This is a genomic window from Rathayibacter sp. Leaf299 (assembly GCF_001423055.1).
GTDB lineage: Bacteria > Actinomycetota > Actinomycetes > Actinomycetales > Microbacteriaceae > Rathayibacter > Rathayibacter caricis.
Genome location: NZ_LMNT01000003.1, coordinates 15127 through 32622, shown reverse-complemented (window position 1 = coordinate 32622; position 17496 = coordinate 15127). Strand labels below are relative to the sequence as shown.

Here is a 17496-nt window from a genome sequence, read left to right as displayed (position 1 = left end):
CACCGCCGCCGTGCGGCTTCTCGACGAAAGGCGCAGCCATGCTCTCCGACTCACCCATCGGCCCCGTCCTCCTCTCCCAGGACCTCGCCGCCTCGCGCGCGTTCTACGCCGACGCCCTCGGCCTGGAGGTGCTGGAGGAGTCCGACTCCGCCATCGCCTACTCGACGGGAGGGACGCGCCTGACGGTCACCGCCAGCACGACGGGCTCGAAGGACGAGCAGACGAAGGCGGCCTGGCGCGTCGAGGACCTCCGCGCCGAGCTCGACGCCCTCGCGGCGCGCGGAGTGACGCCGGAGGACTACGACAGCGACGAGCTGCGCACCGTCGACGGCGTCGCCGATCGCGGCAGCGTCTGGGCGGCCTGGATCCTCGACCCCGACGGCAACGCGCTGGGCATCGAGCAGCCGAAGGACTGACCGTCGAGGCGATCAGCGCGCCCTAGAATCGCCCCATGTCCGACGACTCCCCCCGCACTCCCGCGCCCGGATGGTATCCGCACCCCGCCGACATCGGCTCGGAGCTCTACTGGGACGGCTCGGCCTGGACCGACCGGTCACGGCCCTCCGCTCCGCAGGCCCCGCTCTACGGCACGCCGAGCGCGCCCCAAGCCGGTTCGCCCGGAACGGCGTACGGCACCCCTCCGGCAGCGCCTTACGGCACGGACCCGGCGGTCCCGTCCGCACCGTACGGAGCGGACCCGTACTCGGCCGCCCCGTACGGAGCGAACCCGTACGCCGCGAACCCGTACGACTCCACCGCCGCCTCCGGCCGCAACCCGATGGCCGTCGCGAGCCTCGTGATGGGGATCCTCAGCCTCGTGTTCAACGTCCTGTTCGTCCCCTCGATCCTCGCCATCGTCTTCGCGGTCCGTGGCCGGGCCGCGGCGACGGCGACCGGGATCGGACGGGGCATGGCGACCGCCGGTCTGATCACGGGCATCGTGGGCATCGCCGTCGGCGGCCTCATGTTCCTCGTCAACGTCGCCGGGTTCCTCGCCCAGCTCGGCAGCTGAGCCGGGTGCGCCGCCCCGGCCCCTCCTCGATGCGCCGATGACGCCGCGCCGGAGCGCCCCTTGGCTCTTCGTCGTCGCCGTCTCGCTCGTCGCCCTGGTCCTCCGCGGCCCGATCGTGGCGGTCGCCCCGGTGATCGACGCCGTCCGCGACGACCTGGCCCTGTCCTCCGGTCAGGCCGGGATCCTCACGAGCATCCCCGTGCTCTGCTTCTCTCTGGCGACCCCCCTCGCCCTCCTCGTCATCCGGCGCGCCGGACCGGACGCCGCCGTGACGGCGACGGTCCTCGGCGTCGCCCTAGCCACCGTCGTCCGCTCGGCCGGCGACACCGTCGCGGTCGTCGCGGGGACGATCCTCGTCGGCGTCTTCATCACGATCGGCAACGTCGTCGTCCCGGTCGTCATCCGGCGCGACGTCCCTGCCCGGCGGGTCGACCTCACCACGGGCGTCTACACGGCGGCGCTCAACATCGGCTCGACGATCACCTCCCTCGGCACCGCGCCCCTGGCGAACGCGCTCGGCTGGCGCGGGGCCCTGCTGGCCTGGCTCCTCCTGTCGGCACTCGCACTGCTGGGCTGGCTCGCCGTCGCGGGCCCCTCCGGCGCGTTCCGGCCCGTCCCCCGGCCGGTGCCGCCCGCCGGCCTCGCCGCCGCTCCCCCGCGCGTCTTCCGCAGCGCCACGGTGCTCGCGCTCGCGGTCTGCTTCTCGAGCCAGGCGTTCTCCTACTACGGCGTGACCGCGTGGCTGCCGAGCCTCCTCGTCGACCGCAACGGCTTCTCGGTCGAGACCGCCGGAGCGAGCTCCTCCGTCTTCCAGGTCGCCGCCGTCGTGGGTGCGCTCGGCGTCCCGCTGCTCGTCCGCCGGCTCGCGCCGCTGGGCAGCATCGCGCTCGTCGGCTCACTCTGGTGCACGGTCCCCGCCGGCCTGCTGCTCGCGCCCGACCTCTGGGCGCTGTGGTGCGCTCTGGGCGGCATCGCGCAGGGCGGCGGATTCACGGTGGTGTTCGTCCTCGTGGTCCGGCTCTCGCAGTCCGACGCCCACGCCTCCCGGCTCTCGGCGACCGTCCAGGGCATCGGCTACGCGGTCGCCGCGACGGCGCCCACCGTCCTCGGCATCGCGCACGACACGAGCGGCGGGTGGGACGCTCCCCTGCTCGTCGTCCTCGCGTCGACGACCTCGTTCCTCGTCTTCGGCACGATCGCCGCCGCGAGGCAGCGGCGGGCCCCGCGACCCCCGGTCGGCTGAGCGCCGCCTGACAGCGCGGGGCACCGCCGTCAAGGGCCACCGCCGGATCGCCGAGCGCCGTAGCGTGGCCGCATGGCCGAGAAGAGCACGACCCGCGAGAAGAGCGCGCCCGCACCCGACGACAGGCGCAAGCCCGACGAGCTGAGCGACCTGACGAAGCGGTCGTGGGGCTACGTGCTGAAGAAGACGATGCGCGAGTTCGGCGCCGACCAGTGCACCGACCTCGCCGCAGCACTCACGTACTACGCCGTCCTCGCACTGTTCCCGGCGCTGCTGGCGATCGTCTCGGTCCTCGGCCTCTTCGGCCAGGCGCAGGCCACCACCGACACCGTGCTCGAGCTGGTCGGGAACCTCGCCTCCGCTCAGGTCGTCGACGTCCTGCGCGAGCCCATCCAGTCGCTGACGAGCTCTCCGGCCGCGGGAGTCGCGTTCGTCACCGGTATCGTCGGCGCCCTCTGGTCGGCATCCGGCTACGTCGGCGCGTTCGGCCGCGCCATGAACCGCGTCTACGAGATCGACGAGGGCCGCCCGTTCTGGAAGCTGCGCCCGACGATGCTCGGCGTGACGCTCGCCACGGTCGTGCTGATCGTCGTCGCCGCGCTGATCCTCGTGCTCAGCGGCCCCGTGGCCGAGGCCGTGGGCGACGTGGTCGGCCTCGGCTCCTCCGCTCTGCTGGTCTGGAACATCGCGAAGTGGCCCGTGCTGCTCGTCATCGCGATCGTGATCGTCGCGATCCTCTACTACTGGGCGCCGAACATCCGTCAACCGAAGTTCCGCTGGATCGGAGCGGGCTCGGTCCTCGCTCTGCTGATCTGGCTCGTCGCCTCGATCGGCTTCGGCTTCTACGTCGCCAACTTCTCGAACTACGACAAGACCTACGGCTCGCTCGGCGCGGTGATCGTCTTCCTCCTCTGGATCTGGATCACCAACATCGCGCTGCTCTTCGGAGCGGAGTTCGACGCGGAGCTCGAGCGCGGTCGCGAGCTGCAGGCGGGCATCGAGGCGGAGGAGACCATCCAGCTCCCGCCGCGCGACACCGCCGCCAGTGAGAAGAAGGCGGCCGTGCACGAGCAGGACCTGCGCGACGGCCGGTGGCTGCGACTCGCGTCCGAGAACAAGGAGTCGGCGCAGGACGAGACGAAGGACGACTCCGCGAAGTGAGCCGCGGGTCTCAGGACTCCGCGGCCCAGAGCGCGCGGTAGGCGGCGGCGCGCTCCTCGTCCGGCGCGATGCCGTACTCCTCGAGCAGGAGGCCGGTGAATCCGTCTCCGTAGTTCCAGTCGAGGCTCATCGCCGCGACGGCGAGGTCGGCCCAGCGGTCGCCCACTCCGAGGTCGCCGAGGTCGACCGTGCCGCTCCAGGCTCCGTCGTCGCCGATCAGCGTGTTGGGCGCGCAGGCGTCGCCGTGGACGAGCACGGGCCGCTCGGGCTCCGGTGCCGCCCCGCGGTGGAACCAGGAGTCGCGGCGGAGCTCCTCCGGCAGATCACCGGCGGGGACGGCGTGCAACGCCCGGAGGTTCTGCGCGATCGCCCGCACCGCCGTCTCGGGCCGCGCCAGCCAGAGCGGGTCGACGGCGCTGCACCCAGAGACCGGCGCCGTGAGCAGCCACTGGCCGCCGTCCTCGTCCCCCTCGTCGAGCACGCGGGGCGACGGGTGATGGCCCTCCAGCCAGCGCAGCCGCGCCGATTCGCGCCGCAGGTCGATGCCGGTGCCCGCGGGATTCCACTTGAGGTACCCGGTCGGAACGCGGAAGGTCAGCCCGCCGGCCTGGTTGCGCCACGCGAGCTCCGGACCGCCACCGCCGAGCCGTCGGGCTATCGCAGGGATCGCCGCACCCTCGAGCGAGTACTGCCGCGAGAGGTCCGGACCGGTCATCCCGCCAGCCTAGGCACTGCGCGAGCCCTGTGGTCCGACCACATGCTACGGTGTGGTCAGACCACACGAGGAGGAGCGGGATGAGCGACACCGGCGAACGCGCGTGGGAGGCCGTCCTCGCCCACGTCGAGGGCCTCCTGCTCACCGGAGCGCTCGCGCCCGGTGACCGCCTCCCGGGTGAGCGCGCCCTCGCCCTCGAGCTCGGAGTCGGCCGGTCCTCGGTCCGCGAGGCCGTCCGCGTCCTCGAGGTGATGGGGCTGGTGCGCACGCGCTCCGGCTCCGGGCCGGCGGCGGGCGCCGTGATCGTGGCGCGGCCGACCGGAGGGATGAGCGCACTGCTGCGCCTCCAGGTCGCCGCGAGCGGTTTCGCGGTGGAGGACGTCGTCCGCACCCGGCTCGTGCTCGAGACCGCCGTCGTCGACGACCTGGCCCGGACCCACCGTCCGGCTCTGGGCGAGAGCCGCGAGCTCCTCGATGCGATGGATGCCGAGGTGCTCGACCACGACGCGTTCCTCGCCCTCGACGCGCAGTTCCACCTCTCGCTCGCCGAGGCGTCCGGGAACGCGGTGATCGCGGCGATGACCGCGGGCCTGCGCGACGCGGTCGAGAGCTACGTGATCACCGCCGCGCGCACCCTGCCCGACTGGCCGCGGACCCGGGATCGACTCCGCTCGGAGCACCGCGCCCTGGTCGCCGCGATCGCGGCCGCCGACCCCGACCGCGCCCGCGCGCTCGTCGAGGCCCACATCTCCGGCTACTACGCCGAGACCCACCTGACACCCACCGGAGCGGAGAAGGACTGACCATGGTCGACCGACGAATCCCGAAGGTGCGCGACCTCGCGCCCCTCATGCAGTTCAAGAAGCCCGAGCTCGACCTCAAGAAGGCCCGGCTCGACAAGGCGCTGACGATCCACGATCTCCAGCGCATCGCGAAGCGCCGGACGCCCAAGGCGGCGTTCGACTACACGGAGGGAGCCGCCGAGGCCGAGATCTCGCTGGGCCGTGCGCGCCAGGCGTTCGAGGACATCCAGTTCAACCCGGCGATCCTGCGCGACGTCTCGGAGGTCAGCACCGGCTGGGACGTCCTCGGCGCTCCCGTCTCGCTCCCCTTCGGCATCGCGCCGACCGGCTTCACCCGGATGATGCAGACCGAGGGCGAGATCGCCGGCGCGCGCAACGCGGCCAAGTGGGGCATCCCCTTCTCGCTCTCCACCATGGGCACCACCGCCATCGAGGACGTGAAGGCCGCGAACCCCGACGGCCGCAACTGGTTCCAGCTGTACATGTGGAAGGACCGCGACCGCTCGATGGCGCTCGTGGAGCGCGCGGCCGCGTCAGGCTTCGACACGCTCCTGGTGACGGTCGACGTCCCCGTCGCGGGTGCGCGCCTGCGCGACAAGCGCAACGGCTTCTCGATCCCGCCGCAGCTGACGCTGGGCACCGTGGTGAACGCGATGCCGCGCCCGTGGTGGTGGGTCGACTTCCTGACGACCGAGCCGCTGTCGTTCGCGTCGCTCGACCGCTGGTCCGGCACCGTCGGCGAGCTGCTCGACACCATGTTCGATCCCACCGTCGGATTCGAGGACCTCGCCTGGATCCGCGACCAGTGGCCCGGGAAGATCGTCGTCAAGGGCGTCCAGACGGTCGACGACGCACGTCGCGTGGCCGAGCTCGGCGTCGACGGCATCGTCCTCTCGAACCACGGCGGCCGCCAGCTCGATCGCGCTCCGATCCCCTTCCACCTCCTCCCGGACGTGGTGCGCGAGGTCGGCACGGGCAGCACGTCCGGCATGGAGATCCACCTCGACACCGGCATCATGTCCGGCGCCGACATCGTGGCCTCGATCGCCCTCGGCGCGCGCTTCACCCTCGTCGGCCGCGCCTACCTGTACGGCCTGATGGCCGGCGGCGAGGCGGGCGTGAACCGGATGATCGAGATCCTGTCCGAGCAGATCACGCGCACCATGCGCCTGCTGGGCGTGAACTCGCTCGAGGAGCTGAACCCCTCGCACGTCACGCAGCTCGAGCGTCTGGTGCCGCGCGCGGTCTCTCCGCAGTTCGTGCTCGCCGACTGAGGCTCCGTCGGGGCGCCCGGCCGACGCCCCGACCTCAGCGTGCGCGCAGGTAGCGCAGCAGCAGGGTGTCACCGGAGGCGAGGACGTGCGCGAGGCGCTGCACCCTCGCCTCCGCCTCGCCCCGGGCGATCCGGCCGGCGTCGCCGGCCTCGAGCGTCGGGCTGACGGTGAGGTCGAGCTCATCGACCACGTCGTGCGCGAGGAAGGTGCCCAGGAGCCCCGGTCCGCCCTCGCAGTGGATCCTGGCGAGACCGCGATCGGCGAGGGCGTCGCGCATCCGCACCGCGTCCAGATCCTCCTCGCCGCAGACCAGCACGTCCGCCACCTCGGCGAGCTCCTCGCGCCGACGGGCGGGAGACGCTCCGGTGGTGACCACGACCGGGCGCACCGGGGCCTCGGTGAAGATCCGCGAGGCCGGGTCCAGGTCCAGCGAGCCCGAGACGATCGCGAACACCGGATGCGCGGCGCGCCCCTCGGCGGAGCGCGCCGCGGCCGACTCCTCCCCCAGCACCATCGGCCCGTAGCCCTCGGTGCGGACCGTGCCCGCCGCGACCAGCACCACGTCGGCGAGACGACGGAGGAGGTCGAAGACCCGCTCGTCCGCGTCCCCGCCCAGCGCGCCCGAGACGCCCTCCCGGGTGACCGCTCCGTCGATGCTCGAGACGAAATTCACCCGCAGCCACGGCTCGGAGACCTCGACCGAGTACAGCGCGAGGAGTGCTTCGTCATCGAGCGCGGCGAGCGGGGACGGGTGCAGGCGGTCGATCGCGGCGCTCATGCGACGGGCTCCTCCTCGATGTTGTGACGGAGGTGGGCGGGTGCCCGCCAGCCGAGAACGGCCTCGGTCAATCGGACCGCGTCGACGGCCTGTCGCACGTCGTGCATGCGCACGATGCGCGCACCGTTGAGGATGCAGATCACCGCCGCTGCGAGGGATCCCTCGAGCCGCTCGCCCTGCGCGCGGTCGAGCGTCTCGCCGATGAAGTCCTTGTTCGACACCGCTGCGAGCACCGGGAGTCCCAGCGCCGCGATCTCGCCCAGGCGACGGGTGAGCTCCAGGGTGTGCAAGGTGTTCTTGTTGAGGTCGTGACCGGGGTCGAGGATGATGCGCTCGTCCGGGACGCCGCCCGCGACCGCCCGGTCCCGCCTCTCGCGCAGGTGGGCGATCACCGAGGCCACGACGTCGTCGTACTCGGGCCGCACGGGCTCGCTCCGCGGTGCGCCCAGGCTGTGCGTGATCACGAGCTGCGCCTCGGACGACGCGACGACGGCGAGCATGTCCGGGTCGTGCAGCCCGCTGGTGTCGTTGACGACGGAGGCGCCCTCGGCGATGCTCAGCCGGGCCACCTCGGCCCGCGTCGTGTCGACCGAGACGACCACGTCGCTCCGCTCGTGGATGCCGGCGACGACGGGCACCACCCGGTCGATCTCCTCCTGCAGCGAGACGGCCGGGCCCCGGCCGAACGGCACTCCCCCGATGTCGACCCAGTCGGCGCCCTGCTCGGCCGCCCGCACCGAGGCGGCGACCGCTCGATCCAGCGCGAAGGTCGAGCCCTTGTCGTAGAAGGAGTCGGGGGTGCGGTTCACGACCGCCATCACGGCGACCTGCCGCTCGAAGTCGAACTCGCGTCCGCCGATGGTGCGGGTCATGCTCCAGCCGTCCCTCTCGGTGCGAGCGCCGACGGATCACCGGCGCGGCCGTCGCCCACCCTAGACGAGACGACTCGGAGGCGGCTGCGGCCCCTCCGGCGGCGTCAGCGGTGCGTTCGGCGCGTGCTCGAGCAGTCGCTGGAACAGCACGTGGTCCTGCCACTCGCCCGCGATCCGGAGGTAGCGGCGGGCGATGCCGATGCGCTCGAAGCCGTTGCGCTCGAGCACCGTCTGCGAGCCGACGTTGTGGAGGAGGGTCCCCGCCTGGACGCGGTGCAGGCCCAGCTCACCGCCGGCGATCCCCATCGCCTCGCCGACCGCGCGGGTCATCACACCGCGCCCCTCGAGGCGGGCGTCGAGCCAGTAGCCCATCTCAGCGCTCTCGAAGGCGCCGCGGAGGATGTTCGACAGGGTGATCCGTCCGACGATCTCCTCGCCCTGGACGAGGACGAGCGGCAGCACGCTGCCGGAGCGGTGGGCGAACAGCGAGTCGGCGATGGCGTCCGTCTGCCCGCCCGCCTCGAAGAACCGGGTCGAGCGCAACGGCTCCCACGGAGCGAGGTGGCGGCGGTTGCGGCGGTAGGCCGCCGAGAGCGCCGGTCCGTCCTCTCGGGCGACGAGGCGGAGCACCGTGCTCTCGTCGAGGCGGATCGGAGCGGGCACGTCCCGAGGGTAGCCCGCGCGGCCGCCCGCGCAGAACCTCGAGGCGAGCCGCAGGCGGGGGCCGCAGGCGGGGGCCGCAGGCGGGGGCCGCCGTTAACGACGGAACCCCGGCCGAGGGCCGGGGTTCCAGGTGGTGGGCGATACTGGGATCGAACCAGTGACCTCTTCCGTGTCAGGGAAGCGCGCTACCGCTGCGCCAATCGCCCGTTGCTCCAGGAGGAGCGCCTCGTTCGTCGGAACGATCGAGGTGGATACGGGATTCGAACCCGTGTATACGGCTTTGCAGGCCGCTGCCTCGCCTCTCGGCCAATCCACCGTGTATTGGGTTCGGTGTCGGCGGCCCGCGAGGCGAGCCGACCGGTTGGAGAAGACCCGGAGGCCCCCTCAGAAACATCGGCCCGGAGGCCGATATTCGAGCGGATGACGAGATTCGAACTCGCGACCCTCACCTTGGCAAGGTGATGCGCTACCGCTGCGCCACATCCGCATGTTGGTCGTATTCAGTTGTACTACTTCGGAGCCACGTCTTGCCGGACGCTTCCCGTCTTCGCCTCCCCGGCGCTTTCGCTGCCCGGCTCGACCTAGAAGACTTTATAGGACGGCCGCGGGAGAAACCAAATCGAGCGGACGCGGATCCGGGCCGTGTCGACGACTTGCCCGTCTTTCCGCCGGAAACCGCCCCGACACGCCCCGTTCACCCGGGCGTGGCGCGCCGCCGTGGTGCTCCGCGCGCTCCGGGATCCGCTAACATCGTCTCTCGGGTCGTTCACAAGACGGCCTCCTGGGCGATTGGCGCAGATGGTAGCGCGCTTCCTTCACACGGAAGAGGTCATCGGTTCGAGTCCGGTATCGCCCACCCTCACCCCCGGCCCGTGCAGCAGCGCGGTACCGGGGGTTTTCTCGTGCCCCTCCCGGGCATCGCCGTCCCGCTCCGATCCGACCACGAGGTGCCACCCGCCGTGATGGGCCGCTCCCACGCCGTCTCCGGCGCTCTCGCCTGGTCGGTGGCCACCTCCGTGCCGGCGATCGCCGGTCCGCTCGGAGTCGCGGATCTGCCGCTCGACATCCGTCTCGTCGGTCTCGGGGTCGCCGCGGGATGGGCGCTCGCCCCCGATGCCGACCACGCCCGTGCGACCATCTCCCGCTCCGCACCGGGCGCGTCGATCCTGACGGCCACCGCCGGGCGCATCAGCGGCGGGCACCGCCACGGCATGCACTCGCTGCTCGCCGTCGCCGTGGTCTGGTACCTCGTGCCGGTCCTGACGGCGGTGCGCTTCCCGCTCCCTCCGCTGGGCACCGTGTCCCTCGCGGCGCTGCTGACGCTCCCCGCGCTCGCCTTCGCGGCGAAGGCCACCAGGACCGCCCGGTCCTGGCCGCTCGCCTGGGCCGTCGCAGCGGTGGTCACCGGGCTCCTGATCGGCCTCGCCGACGGCAGCTGGGCGTGGCTGCGCGTGGCGGCCACCCTGGGCTACTTCGTGCACATCGCCGGCGACGCGCTGACCACCGAGGGGATCAACTGGCTCTGGCCGCTGCGGATCCGGGCGCCCCGGGCGGTCCGCCGCATCCCGGTGCTGCGACGCCTCTGGACCTCCGGCGGGTACGCCGCGCTGCCGGTCCTCGGCTCGGCCGGCTCGTGGCGCGAGACGATCCTCTACTGGCTGATGTCCGCCGCGACGACGGTGCTGACCGCCGCGCTGCTCGTCTCGGAGCTCCTGCCCGCCTGACGCGTCAGAAGACCTTCCCCGGGTTCATGATCCCCAGCGGGTCGAACACCGCCTTGATCCCCCGCTGCAGGGCCGTCGAGTCCTCCCCCAGCTCCTCCTCGAGCCAGCGCCGCTTGAGGAGCCCCACGCCGTGCTCGCCGGTCAGGGTGCCTCCGAGCGACACCGCCGTGCGGAAGAGCTCGGCGGCCGCCTCCCAGACCTCCTCTCCGACCTCGTGCGCACCCGCGGGCAGCACGAAGTTCGGATGCAGGTTGCCGTCGCCCGCGTGGGCGACCGTGGGGATCGACAGTCCGGTCCGCTCCTCGATGCCCCTGATCGCCGCGAACATCGCGGGCAGCGCCGAGCGGGGCACGCAGACGTCCTCGATCAGGACCTCGCCCTCGGCCTCCAGCGCGGGGTGGAACGCTCGGCGCACCGCGAGCAGCGCCTCCCCGGCGGCCCGGTCCTCCGTGGACTCCGCGTCGCCGCCCGCGCGCACGACGATCCCGAGGATCCGCCGAGCCTCGTCGCGGGCTCCCCCGTCGTCGGTCTGCACGAGGAGGTAGGCCGCACCGCGGTCGAGCACCGTGCCCGTGTAGCGGCCGATCGCAGCGAGCGCCGCCTCGTCCATCAGCTCCATGACCGCCGGTCGGAGCCGCGCCGCGGTCACGGCCGCGGCGGCCGCTGCGGCGGCGACCACGCTCGGAAAGTACGCGCCGATCGTCACGACGGGCCCCTGCGGGAGGGGACGCAGCTTCACCGTCGCCTCGACGATCACGCCGAGCGTCCCCTCCGACCCGGTCAGCAGCGCGGTGAGGTCGTAGCCGGTCACGCCCTTGACGCTGCGCCGCCCGGTGCGCACCAGCCGCCCGTCCGGCAGCACCACCGCCAGGCCCAGCACGGCCTCCCGCGTCACTCCGTACTTCGCGCAGAGCAGGCCGCCGGCGTTGGTGGCGATGTTGCCGCCGATGCTCGAGATCGCCTTGCTCGCGGGATCGGGCGAGAAGATCAGCCCGTCGGCGGCGACGGCGTCCGAGAGCGCCTGGTTGATCACTCCCGGCTCCACGACGGCCAGCTCGTCCTCGAGCGAGATCTCGAGGATCCGGTCCATGCGCGCGGTCGAGAGCACGATCGCGCCGCTCGTGGCGACGGCCCCGGCGGCCAGCCCGGTGCCGGCTCCCCGCGGGACGACCGGCACGCGGTGCGCGGTCGCGAGGCGCAGTACGACCTGGACGTCCTCGACGGAGCGCGCGAGCACCAGGGCGAGCGCGCGCTCCCCCGTGGCGAAGCCCGACTTGTCGGTGTGCACCGCCTCGAAGTCCGGTCCGGCGACGACGAGCGCCTCGCCGACGGCGTCCTGCAGTCCGCGCAGGATCTCGGTGCTGTCCATGGTCCACTCCGTGCGTCGCGGTCGATCCTCTCGATCCTTCCACGCGGGAGGGGCAGGATGGCGGGATGACCAGGTGCCCGCGATGACCGCCCCGACGAGCGCGGGCCTCCTCCTGCACCGCACCGGCCCGGAGGGTCTCGAGGTGTTCCTCGGACGGATGGGCGGACCGCTGTGGACGAGGCGTCCGCGCGCGTGGTCGATCCCGAAGGGCCTGTACACGGAGGAGGAGGCGCCGCTGGACGCGGCGAGGCGCGAGTTCGAGGAGGAGATCGGCGTTCCCGCTCCCGACCTCGACTACCGGCGCCTCGGCGCGTTCCGGCAGTCCTCCGGCAAGATCGTCACGGTGTTCGCGGGCGGTGGGGGCGACGACGTGCGCTTCGTCACGAGCAACACCTTCGAGCTCGAGTGGCCGCGAGGTTCGGGCGTCGTCCGCGAGTACCCCGAGATCGAGACGGCTCGCTGGATGAGCGCGGCCGAGGCGCGGGGCGGGATCGTCGCCGGTCAGCTGCCGATCCTCGACGCGCTCGAGGCGGGGCTCTCGAGCGGCTCGCCGTCGTCGTAGCCGGCCGCCGGCGCGCCGGCCCGGCAGAAGCCGCACCGGCCCCAGGAGTCGCGCCCGGCCGCGTCTCAGTCGGCGGTCGCGTAGACCCGGAGCGCCAGCCGCACGATCCGCACCGACGCCTCCTCGTAGCCGTCGCGCCGGCCGTCGAAGACCTCGGTCTCGCCGTCGTGCGCCCAGCCCGGGTCCTCCCCGCCCGGTCGACGCACCGAGATCGTCAGCCGGTCGGTCGAGTACGACTCCACGACGGGAGCTCGCCAGCCGGGCACCCGCCCGACGATCGGAGTCGCGGTGCGGCCGAGCACGAGCGAGATCGCGCCCCGGGTGCGCGGCCGACGACCCGAGTGCAGGATGCGCACGTCCAGCTGCCCGTCGTCGAGGCGTCGACGCGCGAGGGGGGTCGCCGTCCGCGGGTGCTCCTGATTGACGCCGACGAAGTAGGACCACACGAGCTCGCTCCGCCCCTCGCGCCGCAACTCGAACGGGTCGGTGCCGCGCACCACCCGCAGAGCGGCGAGCACCGCCGAGACGGGCTTGCCGAGCACCTTCTCGTGCTTCTCGCGCGCGGCGACGAACTCCGGGTAGACGCCGACCGAGACCGTGTTCAGCACCGTCACCGGCTCGGAGTCGCCCGCGACGACCTCCGCCACGTCCACGTCCCGTCTCTCGCCGTGCGCGGCCGCGTCGAGGGCGTCCTCGATCGTCAGCAGCCCCAGCGCCTTGGCGAAGTGGTTCATGGTGCCGCCGGGCAGCACCAGCAGCGTCATCCCCTCGGCCCTCGCGAGCGCGGCGCCGACCGACATCGTCCCGTCGCCGCCGTAGACGCCGAGGACCTCCGGGGGCGCATCACCCGCCCGCGCCGCGCGCACGACGTCGGCGAGCTCCTCCCCGTCCTCCAGGCGGTGGACCCGGGCCTTCGGGAAGCGCTCGAGGATCATCGGCTCCGGATCGGGCCGGTGGGAGTCGCGACCCGCACCCGGGTTCAGCACCACGAGCAGTGACGCGCCGTCGCCGAGGGGGCGGGTGTCGACCGGCGGCAGCGTCGCGCGCTCCGAGACCGGGACGTGCCGCGGAGTGGCCGGCACCAGCACTCGCCCCAGCGTCGCGACCACCGCGCCGAGCGCGGCACCGCCCAGCACGTCCGACAGCCAGTGCACGCCCACGTGCAGTCGCGAGAAGGCCACCGCGGCGGCCAGCGGAGCGACCGCCGCGCCGACCTTCGGGTTCTCGAGAGCCACGCCCGCGGCGAAGGCGGCGGCGCTCGCCGCATGGCCGGAGGGGAACGACGGGGACGTGGGCACGCGGGCGAGCCTGCGCCCCACGGGTACATCGACGACCAGCGGGCGGTCGCCGCCGAAGAGGCGCTTGCCGATCAGGTTCGCCGCCGCACTCGCCGCGCTCAGCGAGAGCACGCCGCGCGCCGCCTCCCGCGGGCGCCCGGCGGCCAGCAGCACCGCACCGAGAGCGAACCACAGCACGCCGTGATCAGCCGCACGGGAGAGTCCGACGAGCGCGCCGTCGAGAGCCGGGGAGGCGCGTCGAGCGTTCAACCGCCGCGCTGCGCGGGCGTCCGCGCGGCGGACCGCCCGCGGCACCGCCGTGAGGCGGCGGAGGAGGACGATCGGGGGTCGGGTTCCGCGCAGGGCCATGGCCACAGCCTAGGAGCCGCGACCTGACGGAGCGCCGGTGCGTCAGACCTCGCCGAAGCCCGACTCGACGAGGTCGCCGAGTCGTCGCACGGCCTCGTCGGCCTGGGAGCCCGTCGCCGAGATCACGACCTCGTCCCCCCGGTTCAAGCCCAGCGACATAACACCGAGCAGGCTGGTCGCGTCCTTGCCGTTCGCGTCGATCCGCGCATCGAACGCGCTCGCCAGCGTGACGAACTCGGCGGCCGGCCGCGCGTGCAGCCCGTTCGGGTTGATCAGCACGACGCTGCGCCGGACCTGCGCCGCCGCGAGCTGCTCCTGGGGGGCGGACCCCGCGCCTCCCCGAGCCGACTCCGCGGCCAGCACGACGTCGTCGAGCGAAGCCCCCGTCTCGGCCGCCACCGCCGCCGCCACCGCGCCCTCGACGAGCGGAGCGTCAACCAGGCGCGCGCGGTCCCTCGCGTCGTCGTCCAGGAACTCCAGCGCCGTCTCGGCCGTCATGATCGCGGATCCGAGGTCGCAGAGGACCACGGCGCCCTCGCCCGAGTCCGCCTCGGCGAGAGCCGCCGTGATCCGGTCGAAGCTGGTGCCGATCCCGCCGTCGTCCGTGCCACCCGCGGCGATGAGCGCGACGGAGGGCGCCATCTGCGCTGCGAGCTCCGCCAGTCCCTCCGCGAGGCGTGCGCTGTGCGAGACGAGGACGAGCCCGACGCTCATGCCGCCGCCTCGGCCGCCGCGCGCAGCAGCAGCACGGTCGACACGCTCCCCGGGTCGCGGTGCCCGATGGCCCGCTCCCCCAGGTAGCTGGCCCTGCCCTTGCGGGCGACGAGCGGATCGGTCGACTCCGCTCCGGCCTGCGCCGCGTCCGCCGCCGCGCTCAGCACCGCGCCCGGCGCGGCACCCGCCGAGACGGCGGCCTCCGCGGCCTCCACGGCCGGGATCCACGCGTCGACCATCGTCTTGTCCCCAGCCTCCGCCTTCCCCCGGAGCACGATCCCGTCGCGCGCGGCGGTCAGCAGCGCCACCAGCGCAGGCCCGTCCAGCTGCTCGAGACCGGCGACCGCTCCCGAGGCCTTGAGGAACGCCGTGCCGAAGAGCGGACCGGAGGCGCCGCCCACCGTCGAGATCAGCGTCGTCGCGACCAGCTTGAGCACCTCGGCGGGGGTCGCCCCGCCGCCGACGGCGTCCAGCTTCGCGACCACCGCCTGGAATCCGCGGTCCATGTTCTCGCCGTGATCGCCGTCGCCGATCGCCCGGTCGAGCGTGATCAGCTCCACGCGGTGCTGCGAGATCGACTCCGCCGCCGCGCGCACCCACGCGAGTGCCCACTCGGCGTCCAGCGCCGTCCGTCCGTCCTGCATCGTTCCCTCTCCTGCGACCGCTCCCGCGGCCGTCGTGTCGTGTGCGGCCCGAGCGCCGTCCTCGTCGATCAGCGTCCCCAGCGCAGCGCGGCCGTCTCGACAGGGGCGTCCCAGAGCTCGGTCATCGCCGCATCCAGCTTCAGCACGCTCAGCGAGAACCCCTGCATCTCGAGCGAGGTGACGTAGTTGCCGACGAGGCTGCGCGTCACCTCGATGCCCTTCTCCGCGAGCACCTCCGCGGCCCGGCGGTACGCGATGTAGAGCTCGATCTGCGGCGTGCCGCCCATGCCGTTCACGAACAGCAGCACGCTGTCACCGGAGGAGAAGGGCAGGTCCTCGAGGATCGGGCCGAGGATGCGGTCCACGATCCGGTCCGCCGGCTCGAGCGCGATCTTCTCGCGGCCCGGCTCGCCGTGGATGCCGATCCCGATCTCGATCTCGTCCTCGCCGAGCTCGAAGCTCGGCTCTCCCGCATGCGGCACGATGCACGGCGAGAGAGCGACTCCCATCGACCGCACGTTCGCGTTCACGGCCTCGGCGATCGCTGCGACCTCGTCGAGGGAGTCGCCGCGCTCGGCTGCCGCGCCGGCGATCTTCTCGACGAGGACGGTGCCCGCCACCCCGCGGCGCCCGGCCGTGTAGAGCGAGTCCTTGACCGCCACGTCGTCGTCGATGACGACCGAGCGGACCTCGACGCCCTCCGCCGCCGCGAGATCGGCGGCGGTCTCGAAGTTCAGCACGTCGCCGGTGTAGTTCTTCACGAGGTGCAGCACGCCCGCACCGCCGTCGACCGCCTGCGTCGCCGCGACGATCGGATCGGGAGTGGGCGAGGTGAAGACGGCGCCGGGCACCGCGGCGTCGAGCATCCCGTGCCCGACGAATCCGGCGTGCAGCGGCTCGTGGCCGCTGCCCCCGCCGCTGACGATGCCGACCTTCCCCGCTCGCGGCGCGCCGACGCGCACGACGAACAGCGGGTCCGCCTGGACCCGGACGAGATCGGCGTGGGCGAGGCCGAAACCGGCCACGGACTCGGCGACGACGTTCTTGGGGTCGTTGATGAGCTTCTTCATCGAGGTCTCCTCCAGGGTCCGACCACCACTCGCGGACCGGGGCGATCCGGCTCGGGGTGGATCGCGGTCCGCTCCGTCGCGGACAGCGCTCCCACGTTACGCCCTGGCGCCGTGTCCGGGCAGGGCCGGTCCGCGCCCTCGCGTCGGTCCCGGCGCAGCGTCAGTCCTGCCGTCGCGTCTCCGCGACCCAGGCGTCGAGCTTGGCCGTGGCGGCACCGGAGTCGACCGCATCGGCCGCCCGCCCCATGGCGCTCCGGAAGCGGTCGAGGATCGCGGTCTGGATGAGGGACGGGTCGCGCGCGAGATCGAACGCGATGAGACCGGCCGCCGCGTTCAGCAGCACGATGTCGCGCACGGGCCCGCCGTCGCCCGCGAGCACCGACCGGACCACCTGGGCGTTGTACGCGGCGTCCTTCCCGCGGAGCTGGTCGATGCTCGCGCGGCGCAGGCCCAGATCGCGGGGATCGAGGTCGTGCTCGACGACGAGCCCGCGCGACACCTCCCAGATGTGGCTGTGCCCCGTGGTCGTCAGCTCGTCGAGCCCGTCGTCGCCGCGGAACACCAGCGCGGTCGCACCGCGGGTCTGGAACACGCCGACGAACAGCGGCACGCGGTCGAGGTGCGCCACGCCGACGGCGGACGCCTCCGGTCGCGCCGGATTGCACAGCGGCCCGAGGAAGTTGAAGACGGTGGGGATCCCGAGCTCGGCCCGCACCGGGCCCGCGTGCCGGAAGCCGGGGTGGAACATCGCCGCGAAGACGAACGCGATGCCGGTGCGCCGGAACGCCTCGGCCACGCGCTCGGCCGACAGGCTCAGGTCGACGCCGAGGGCGCCGAGCACGTCGGAGGAGCCGGAGGACGACGAGGCCGCCCGGTTCCCGTGCTTGATCACCGGAGTGCCGGCGGCCGCCGCGATGATCGACGCGGTCGAGGAGATGTTGACGGTGCCGAAGCGGTCGCCGCCCGTCCCGACGATGTCCAGCGCCATCGGATCCACGTCCAGCGGGACCGCGTGCTCGAGGATCGCGTCGCGGAAGCCGACGATCTCGTCGACCGTCTCGCCCTTCGCCCTCAGCGCCACCAGGAGCCCCGCCAGCTGCGCCGGAGTGGCCTCGCCCCGCATCACCTGCTCCATCGCCCAGGTCGCCTCCGAGACGCTGAGATCGGAGGATTCGAGGAGAGCGCTGAGAATCCGCGGCCAGGACAGGGTTTCCGACATGGCACTCAGATTATCCGGGTACGAACG

The 17496-nt window shown here is 73.1% G+C and carries 18 protein-coding genes and 4 tRNA genes; 9 read left to right on the top strand and 13 right to left on the bottom strand.

The genetic code is table 11. The features are described from left to right. The first annotated feature begins 38 nt into the window (after positions 1–38). From ASF48_RS11775 to ASF48_RS11760, 4 genes are all read left to right on the top strand, one after another. Positions 39–416 (top strand): VOC family protein, encoded by a 378-nt coding sequence (locus tag ASF48_RS11775; protein WP_055791721.1) that lies wholly within the window; start codon positions 39–41, stop codon positions 414–416. 35 nt (positions 417–451) lie between these two features. After that, on the top strand, positions 452–1012 hold the full coding sequence (locus ASF48_RS11770; protein ID WP_055791718.1) for a DUF4190 domain-containing protein: 561 nt from the start codon (positions 452–454) through the stop codon (positions 1010–1012). Positions 1013–1049: 37 nt separating this feature from the next. Beyond that, the gene (locus ASF48_RS11765) at positions 1050–2255 is read left to right on the top strand and encodes an MFS transporter (protein WP_055791715.1); all 1206 of its coding nucleotides are present in this window, start codon (positions 1050–1052) and stop codon (positions 2253–2255) included. A 72-nt stretch (positions 2256–2327) separates the two neighbouring features. Beyond that, positions 2328–3416 carry a YihY/virulence factor BrkB family protein gene (locus ASF48_RS11760; RefSeq protein ID WP_055791713.1) on the top strand — a complete coding sequence of 363 codons (1089 nt, stop codon included), beginning with the start codon at positions 2328–2330 and terminating at the stop codon, positions 3414–3416. A gap of 10 nt (positions 3417–3426) precedes the next feature. Here ASF48_RS11760 and ASF48_RS11755 read toward each other — a convergent pair whose 3' ends face one another. Further along, positions 3427–4131 (bottom strand): aminoglycoside 3'-phosphotransferase, encoded by a 705-nt coding sequence (locus ASF48_RS11755; protein WP_055791710.1) that lies wholly within the window; start codon positions 4129–4131, stop codon positions 3427–3429. A gap of 80 nt (positions 4132–4211) precedes the next feature. Here ASF48_RS11755 and ASF48_RS11750 point away from each other — a divergent pair, with 80 nt between their 5' ends. Then, positions 4212–4934 carry a FadR/GntR family transcriptional regulator gene (locus ASF48_RS11750; protein ID WP_055791707.1) on the top strand — a complete coding sequence of 241 codons (723 nt, stop codon included), beginning with the start codon at positions 4212–4214 and terminating at the stop codon, positions 4932–4934. Between the two features lie 2 nt (positions 4935–4936). Next, on the top strand, positions 4937–6208 hold the full coding sequence (locus ASF48_RS11745) for an alpha-hydroxy acid oxidase (protein WP_055791704.1): 1272 nt from the start codon (positions 4937–4939) through the stop codon (positions 6206–6208). Between the two features lie 34 nt (positions 6209–6242). Here ASF48_RS11745 and ASF48_RS11740 read toward each other — a convergent pair whose 3' ends face one another. The 6 genes from ASF48_RS11740 to ASF48_RS11715 all read right to left on the bottom strand — a co-directional run bounded on the left by ASF48_RS11740 (position 6243) and on the right by ASF48_RS11715 (position 9008). Further along, complete coding sequence (locus ASF48_RS11740) at positions 6243–6986, bottom strand: pyrimidine reductase family protein (RefSeq protein WP_055791701.1); 744 nt, start codon at positions 6984–6986, stop codon at positions 6243–6245. Continuing rightward, a complete protein-coding gene (gene folP, locus ASF48_RS11735; protein WP_055791698.1) occupies positions 6983–7858 on the bottom strand; it encodes a dihydropteroate synthase in 876 nt (291 codons plus the stop codon). Before folP ends, ASF48_RS11740 begins: the two co-directional genes overlap by 4 nt. A gap of 60 nt (positions 7859–7918) precedes the next feature. Beyond that, positions 7919–8521, bottom strand: coding sequence for a GNAT family N-acetyltransferase (locus tag ASF48_RS11730; protein ID WP_235577243.1), 603 nt, complete (start codon positions 8519–8521; stop codon positions 7919–7921). Positions 8522–8652: 131 nt separating this feature from the next. Further along, positions 8653–8727 (bottom strand) — tRNA-Val (locus tag ASF48_RS11725). Positions 8728–8766: 39 nt separating this feature from the next. Beyond that, positions 8767–8837, bottom strand: a tRNA-Cys gene (locus tag ASF48_RS11720). Between the two features lie 99 nt (positions 8838–8936). Then, positions 8937–9008: transfer RNA gene (locus ASF48_RS11715), tRNA-Gly, on the bottom strand. 296 nt (positions 9009–9304) lie between these two features. Between ASF48_RS11715 and ASF48_RS11710 the strand changes: the two genes are divergently transcribed. Both ASF48_RS11710 and ASF48_RS11705 read left to right on the top strand, forming a co-directional pair. Next, positions 9305–9377, top strand: a tRNA-Val gene (locus ASF48_RS11710). 46 nt (positions 9378–9423) lie between these two features. Then, positions 9424–10245 carry a metal-dependent hydrolase gene (locus ASF48_RS11705; RefSeq protein WP_157603165.1) on the top strand — a complete coding sequence of 274 codons (822 nt, stop codon included), beginning with the start codon at positions 9424–9426 and terminating at the stop codon, positions 10243–10245. Positions 10246–10249: 4 nt separating this feature from the next. Here ASF48_RS11705 and ASF48_RS11700 read toward each other — a convergent pair whose 3' ends face one another. Further along, positions 10250–11614: an FAD-binding oxidoreductase gene (locus ASF48_RS11700; RefSeq protein WP_055791693.1), complete on the bottom strand. Its 1365-nt coding sequence runs from the start codon at positions 11612–11614 to the stop codon at positions 10250–10252. Positions 11615–11696: 82 nt separating this feature from the next. On the opposite strand from ASF48_RS11700, the gene ASF48_RS11695 reads away from it, so the two are divergent. Continuing rightward, on the top strand, positions 11697–12176 hold the full coding sequence (locus ASF48_RS11695; RefSeq protein ID WP_055793070.1) for an NUDIX domain-containing protein: 480 nt from the start codon (positions 11697–11699) through the stop codon (positions 12174–12176). A 65-nt stretch (positions 12177–12241) separates the two neighbouring features. Here ASF48_RS11695 and ASF48_RS11690 read toward each other — a convergent pair whose 3' ends face one another. The 5 genes from ASF48_RS11690 to trpD all read right to left on the bottom strand — a co-directional run bounded on the left by ASF48_RS11690 (position 12242) and on the right by trpD (position 17469). Next, positions 12242–13822, bottom strand: coding sequence for a bifunctional phosphatase PAP2/diacylglycerol kinase family protein (locus ASF48_RS11690; RefSeq protein ID WP_082481391.1), 1581 nt, complete (start codon positions 13820–13822; stop codon positions 12242–12244). A 42-nt stretch (positions 13823–13864) separates the two neighbouring features. Then, complete coding sequence (gene dhaM, locus ASF48_RS11685; RefSeq protein WP_055791690.1) at positions 13865–14536, bottom strand: dihydroxyacetone kinase phosphoryl donor subunit DhaM; 672 nt, start codon at positions 14534–14536, stop codon at positions 13865–13867. Continuing rightward, entirely contained in the window at positions 14533–15180 is a 648-nt protein-coding gene (gene dhaL, locus ASF48_RS11680) for a dihydroxyacetone kinase subunit DhaL (RefSeq protein ID WP_055791687.1), read from the bottom strand. Before dhaL ends, dhaM begins: the two co-directional genes overlap by 4 nt. Positions 15181–15248: 68 nt before the next feature. Then, the gene (gene dhaK, locus ASF48_RS11675; RefSeq protein ID WP_055791684.1) at positions 15249–16250 is read right to left on the bottom strand and encodes a dihydroxyacetone kinase subunit DhaK; all 1002 of its coding nucleotides are present in this window, start codon (positions 16248–16250) and stop codon (positions 15249–15251) included. A gap of 160 nt (positions 16251–16410) precedes the next feature. Further along, positions 16411–17469: an anthranilate phosphoribosyltransferase gene (trpD, locus tag ASF48_RS11670; RefSeq protein WP_055791681.1), complete on the bottom strand. Its 1059-nt coding sequence runs from the start codon at positions 17467–17469 to the stop codon at positions 16411–16413. Between the last annotated feature and the right edge of the window lie 27 nt (positions 17470–17496).

Excerpts from the sequence above, each read along its gene's own strand:
- ASF48_RS11775 (WP_055791721.1), top strand. The coding sequence starts at position 39 with ATGCTCTCCGACTCACCCATCGGCCCCGTCCTCCTCTCCCAGGACCTC.
- ASF48_RS11770 (WP_055791718.1), top strand. The coding sequence starts at position 452 with ATGTCCGACGACTCCCCCCGCACTCCCGCGCCCGGATGGTATCCGCAC.
- ASF48_RS11765 (WP_055791715.1), top strand. The coding sequence starts at position 1,050 with ATGACGCCGCGCCGGAGCGCCCCTTGGCTCTTCGTCGTCGCCGTCTCG.
- ASF48_RS11760 (WP_055791713.1), top strand. The coding sequence starts at position 2,328 with ATGGCCGAGAAGAGCACGACCCGCGAGAAGAGCGCGCCCGCACCCGAC.
- ASF48_RS11755 (WP_055791710.1), bottom strand. The coding sequence starts at position 4,131 with ATGACCGGTCCGGACCTCTCGCGGCAGTACTCGCTCGAGGGTGCGGCG.
- ASF48_RS11750 (WP_055791707.1), top strand. The coding sequence starts at position 4,212 with ATGAGCGACACCGGCGAACGCGCGTGGGAGGCCGTCCTCGCCCACGTC.
- ASF48_RS11745 (WP_055791704.1), top strand. The coding sequence starts at position 4,937 with ATGGTCGACCGACGAATCCCGAAGGTGCGCGACCTCGCGCCCCTCATG.
- ASF48_RS11740 (WP_055791701.1), bottom strand. The coding sequence starts at position 6,986 with ATGAGCGCCGCGATCGACCGCCTGCACCCGTCCCCGCTCGCCGCGCTC.
- folP (WP_055791698.1), bottom strand. The coding sequence starts at position 7,858 with ATGACCCGCACCATCGGCGGACGCGAGTTCGACTTCGAGCGGCAGGTC.
- ASF48_RS11700 (WP_055791693.1), bottom strand. The coding sequence starts at position 11,614 with ATGGACAGCACCGAGATCCTGCGCGGACTGCAGGACGCCGTCGGCGAG.
- ASF48_RS11695 (WP_055793070.1), top strand. The coding sequence starts at position 11,697 with ATGACCGCCCCGACGAGCGCGGGCCTCCTCCTGCACCGCACCGGCCCG.
- ASF48_RS11690 (WP_082481391.1), bottom strand. The coding sequence starts at position 13,822 with ATGGCCCTGCGCGGAACCCGACCCCCGATCGTCCTCCTCCGCCGCCTC.
- dhaM (WP_055791690.1), bottom strand. The coding sequence starts at position 14,536 with ATGAGCGTCGGGCTCGTCCTCGTCTCGCACAGCGCACGCCTCGCGGAG.
- dhaL (WP_055791687.1), bottom strand. The coding sequence starts at position 15,180 with ATGCAGGACGGACGGACGGCGCTGGACGCCGAGTGGGCACTCGCGTGG.
- dhaK (WP_055791684.1), bottom strand. The coding sequence starts at position 16,250 with ATGAAGAAGCTCATCAACGACCCCAAGAACGTCGTCGCCGAGTCCGTG.
- trpD (WP_055791681.1), bottom strand. The coding sequence starts at position 17,469 with ATGTCGGAAACCCTGTCCTGGCCGCGGATTCTCAGCGCTCTCCTCGAA.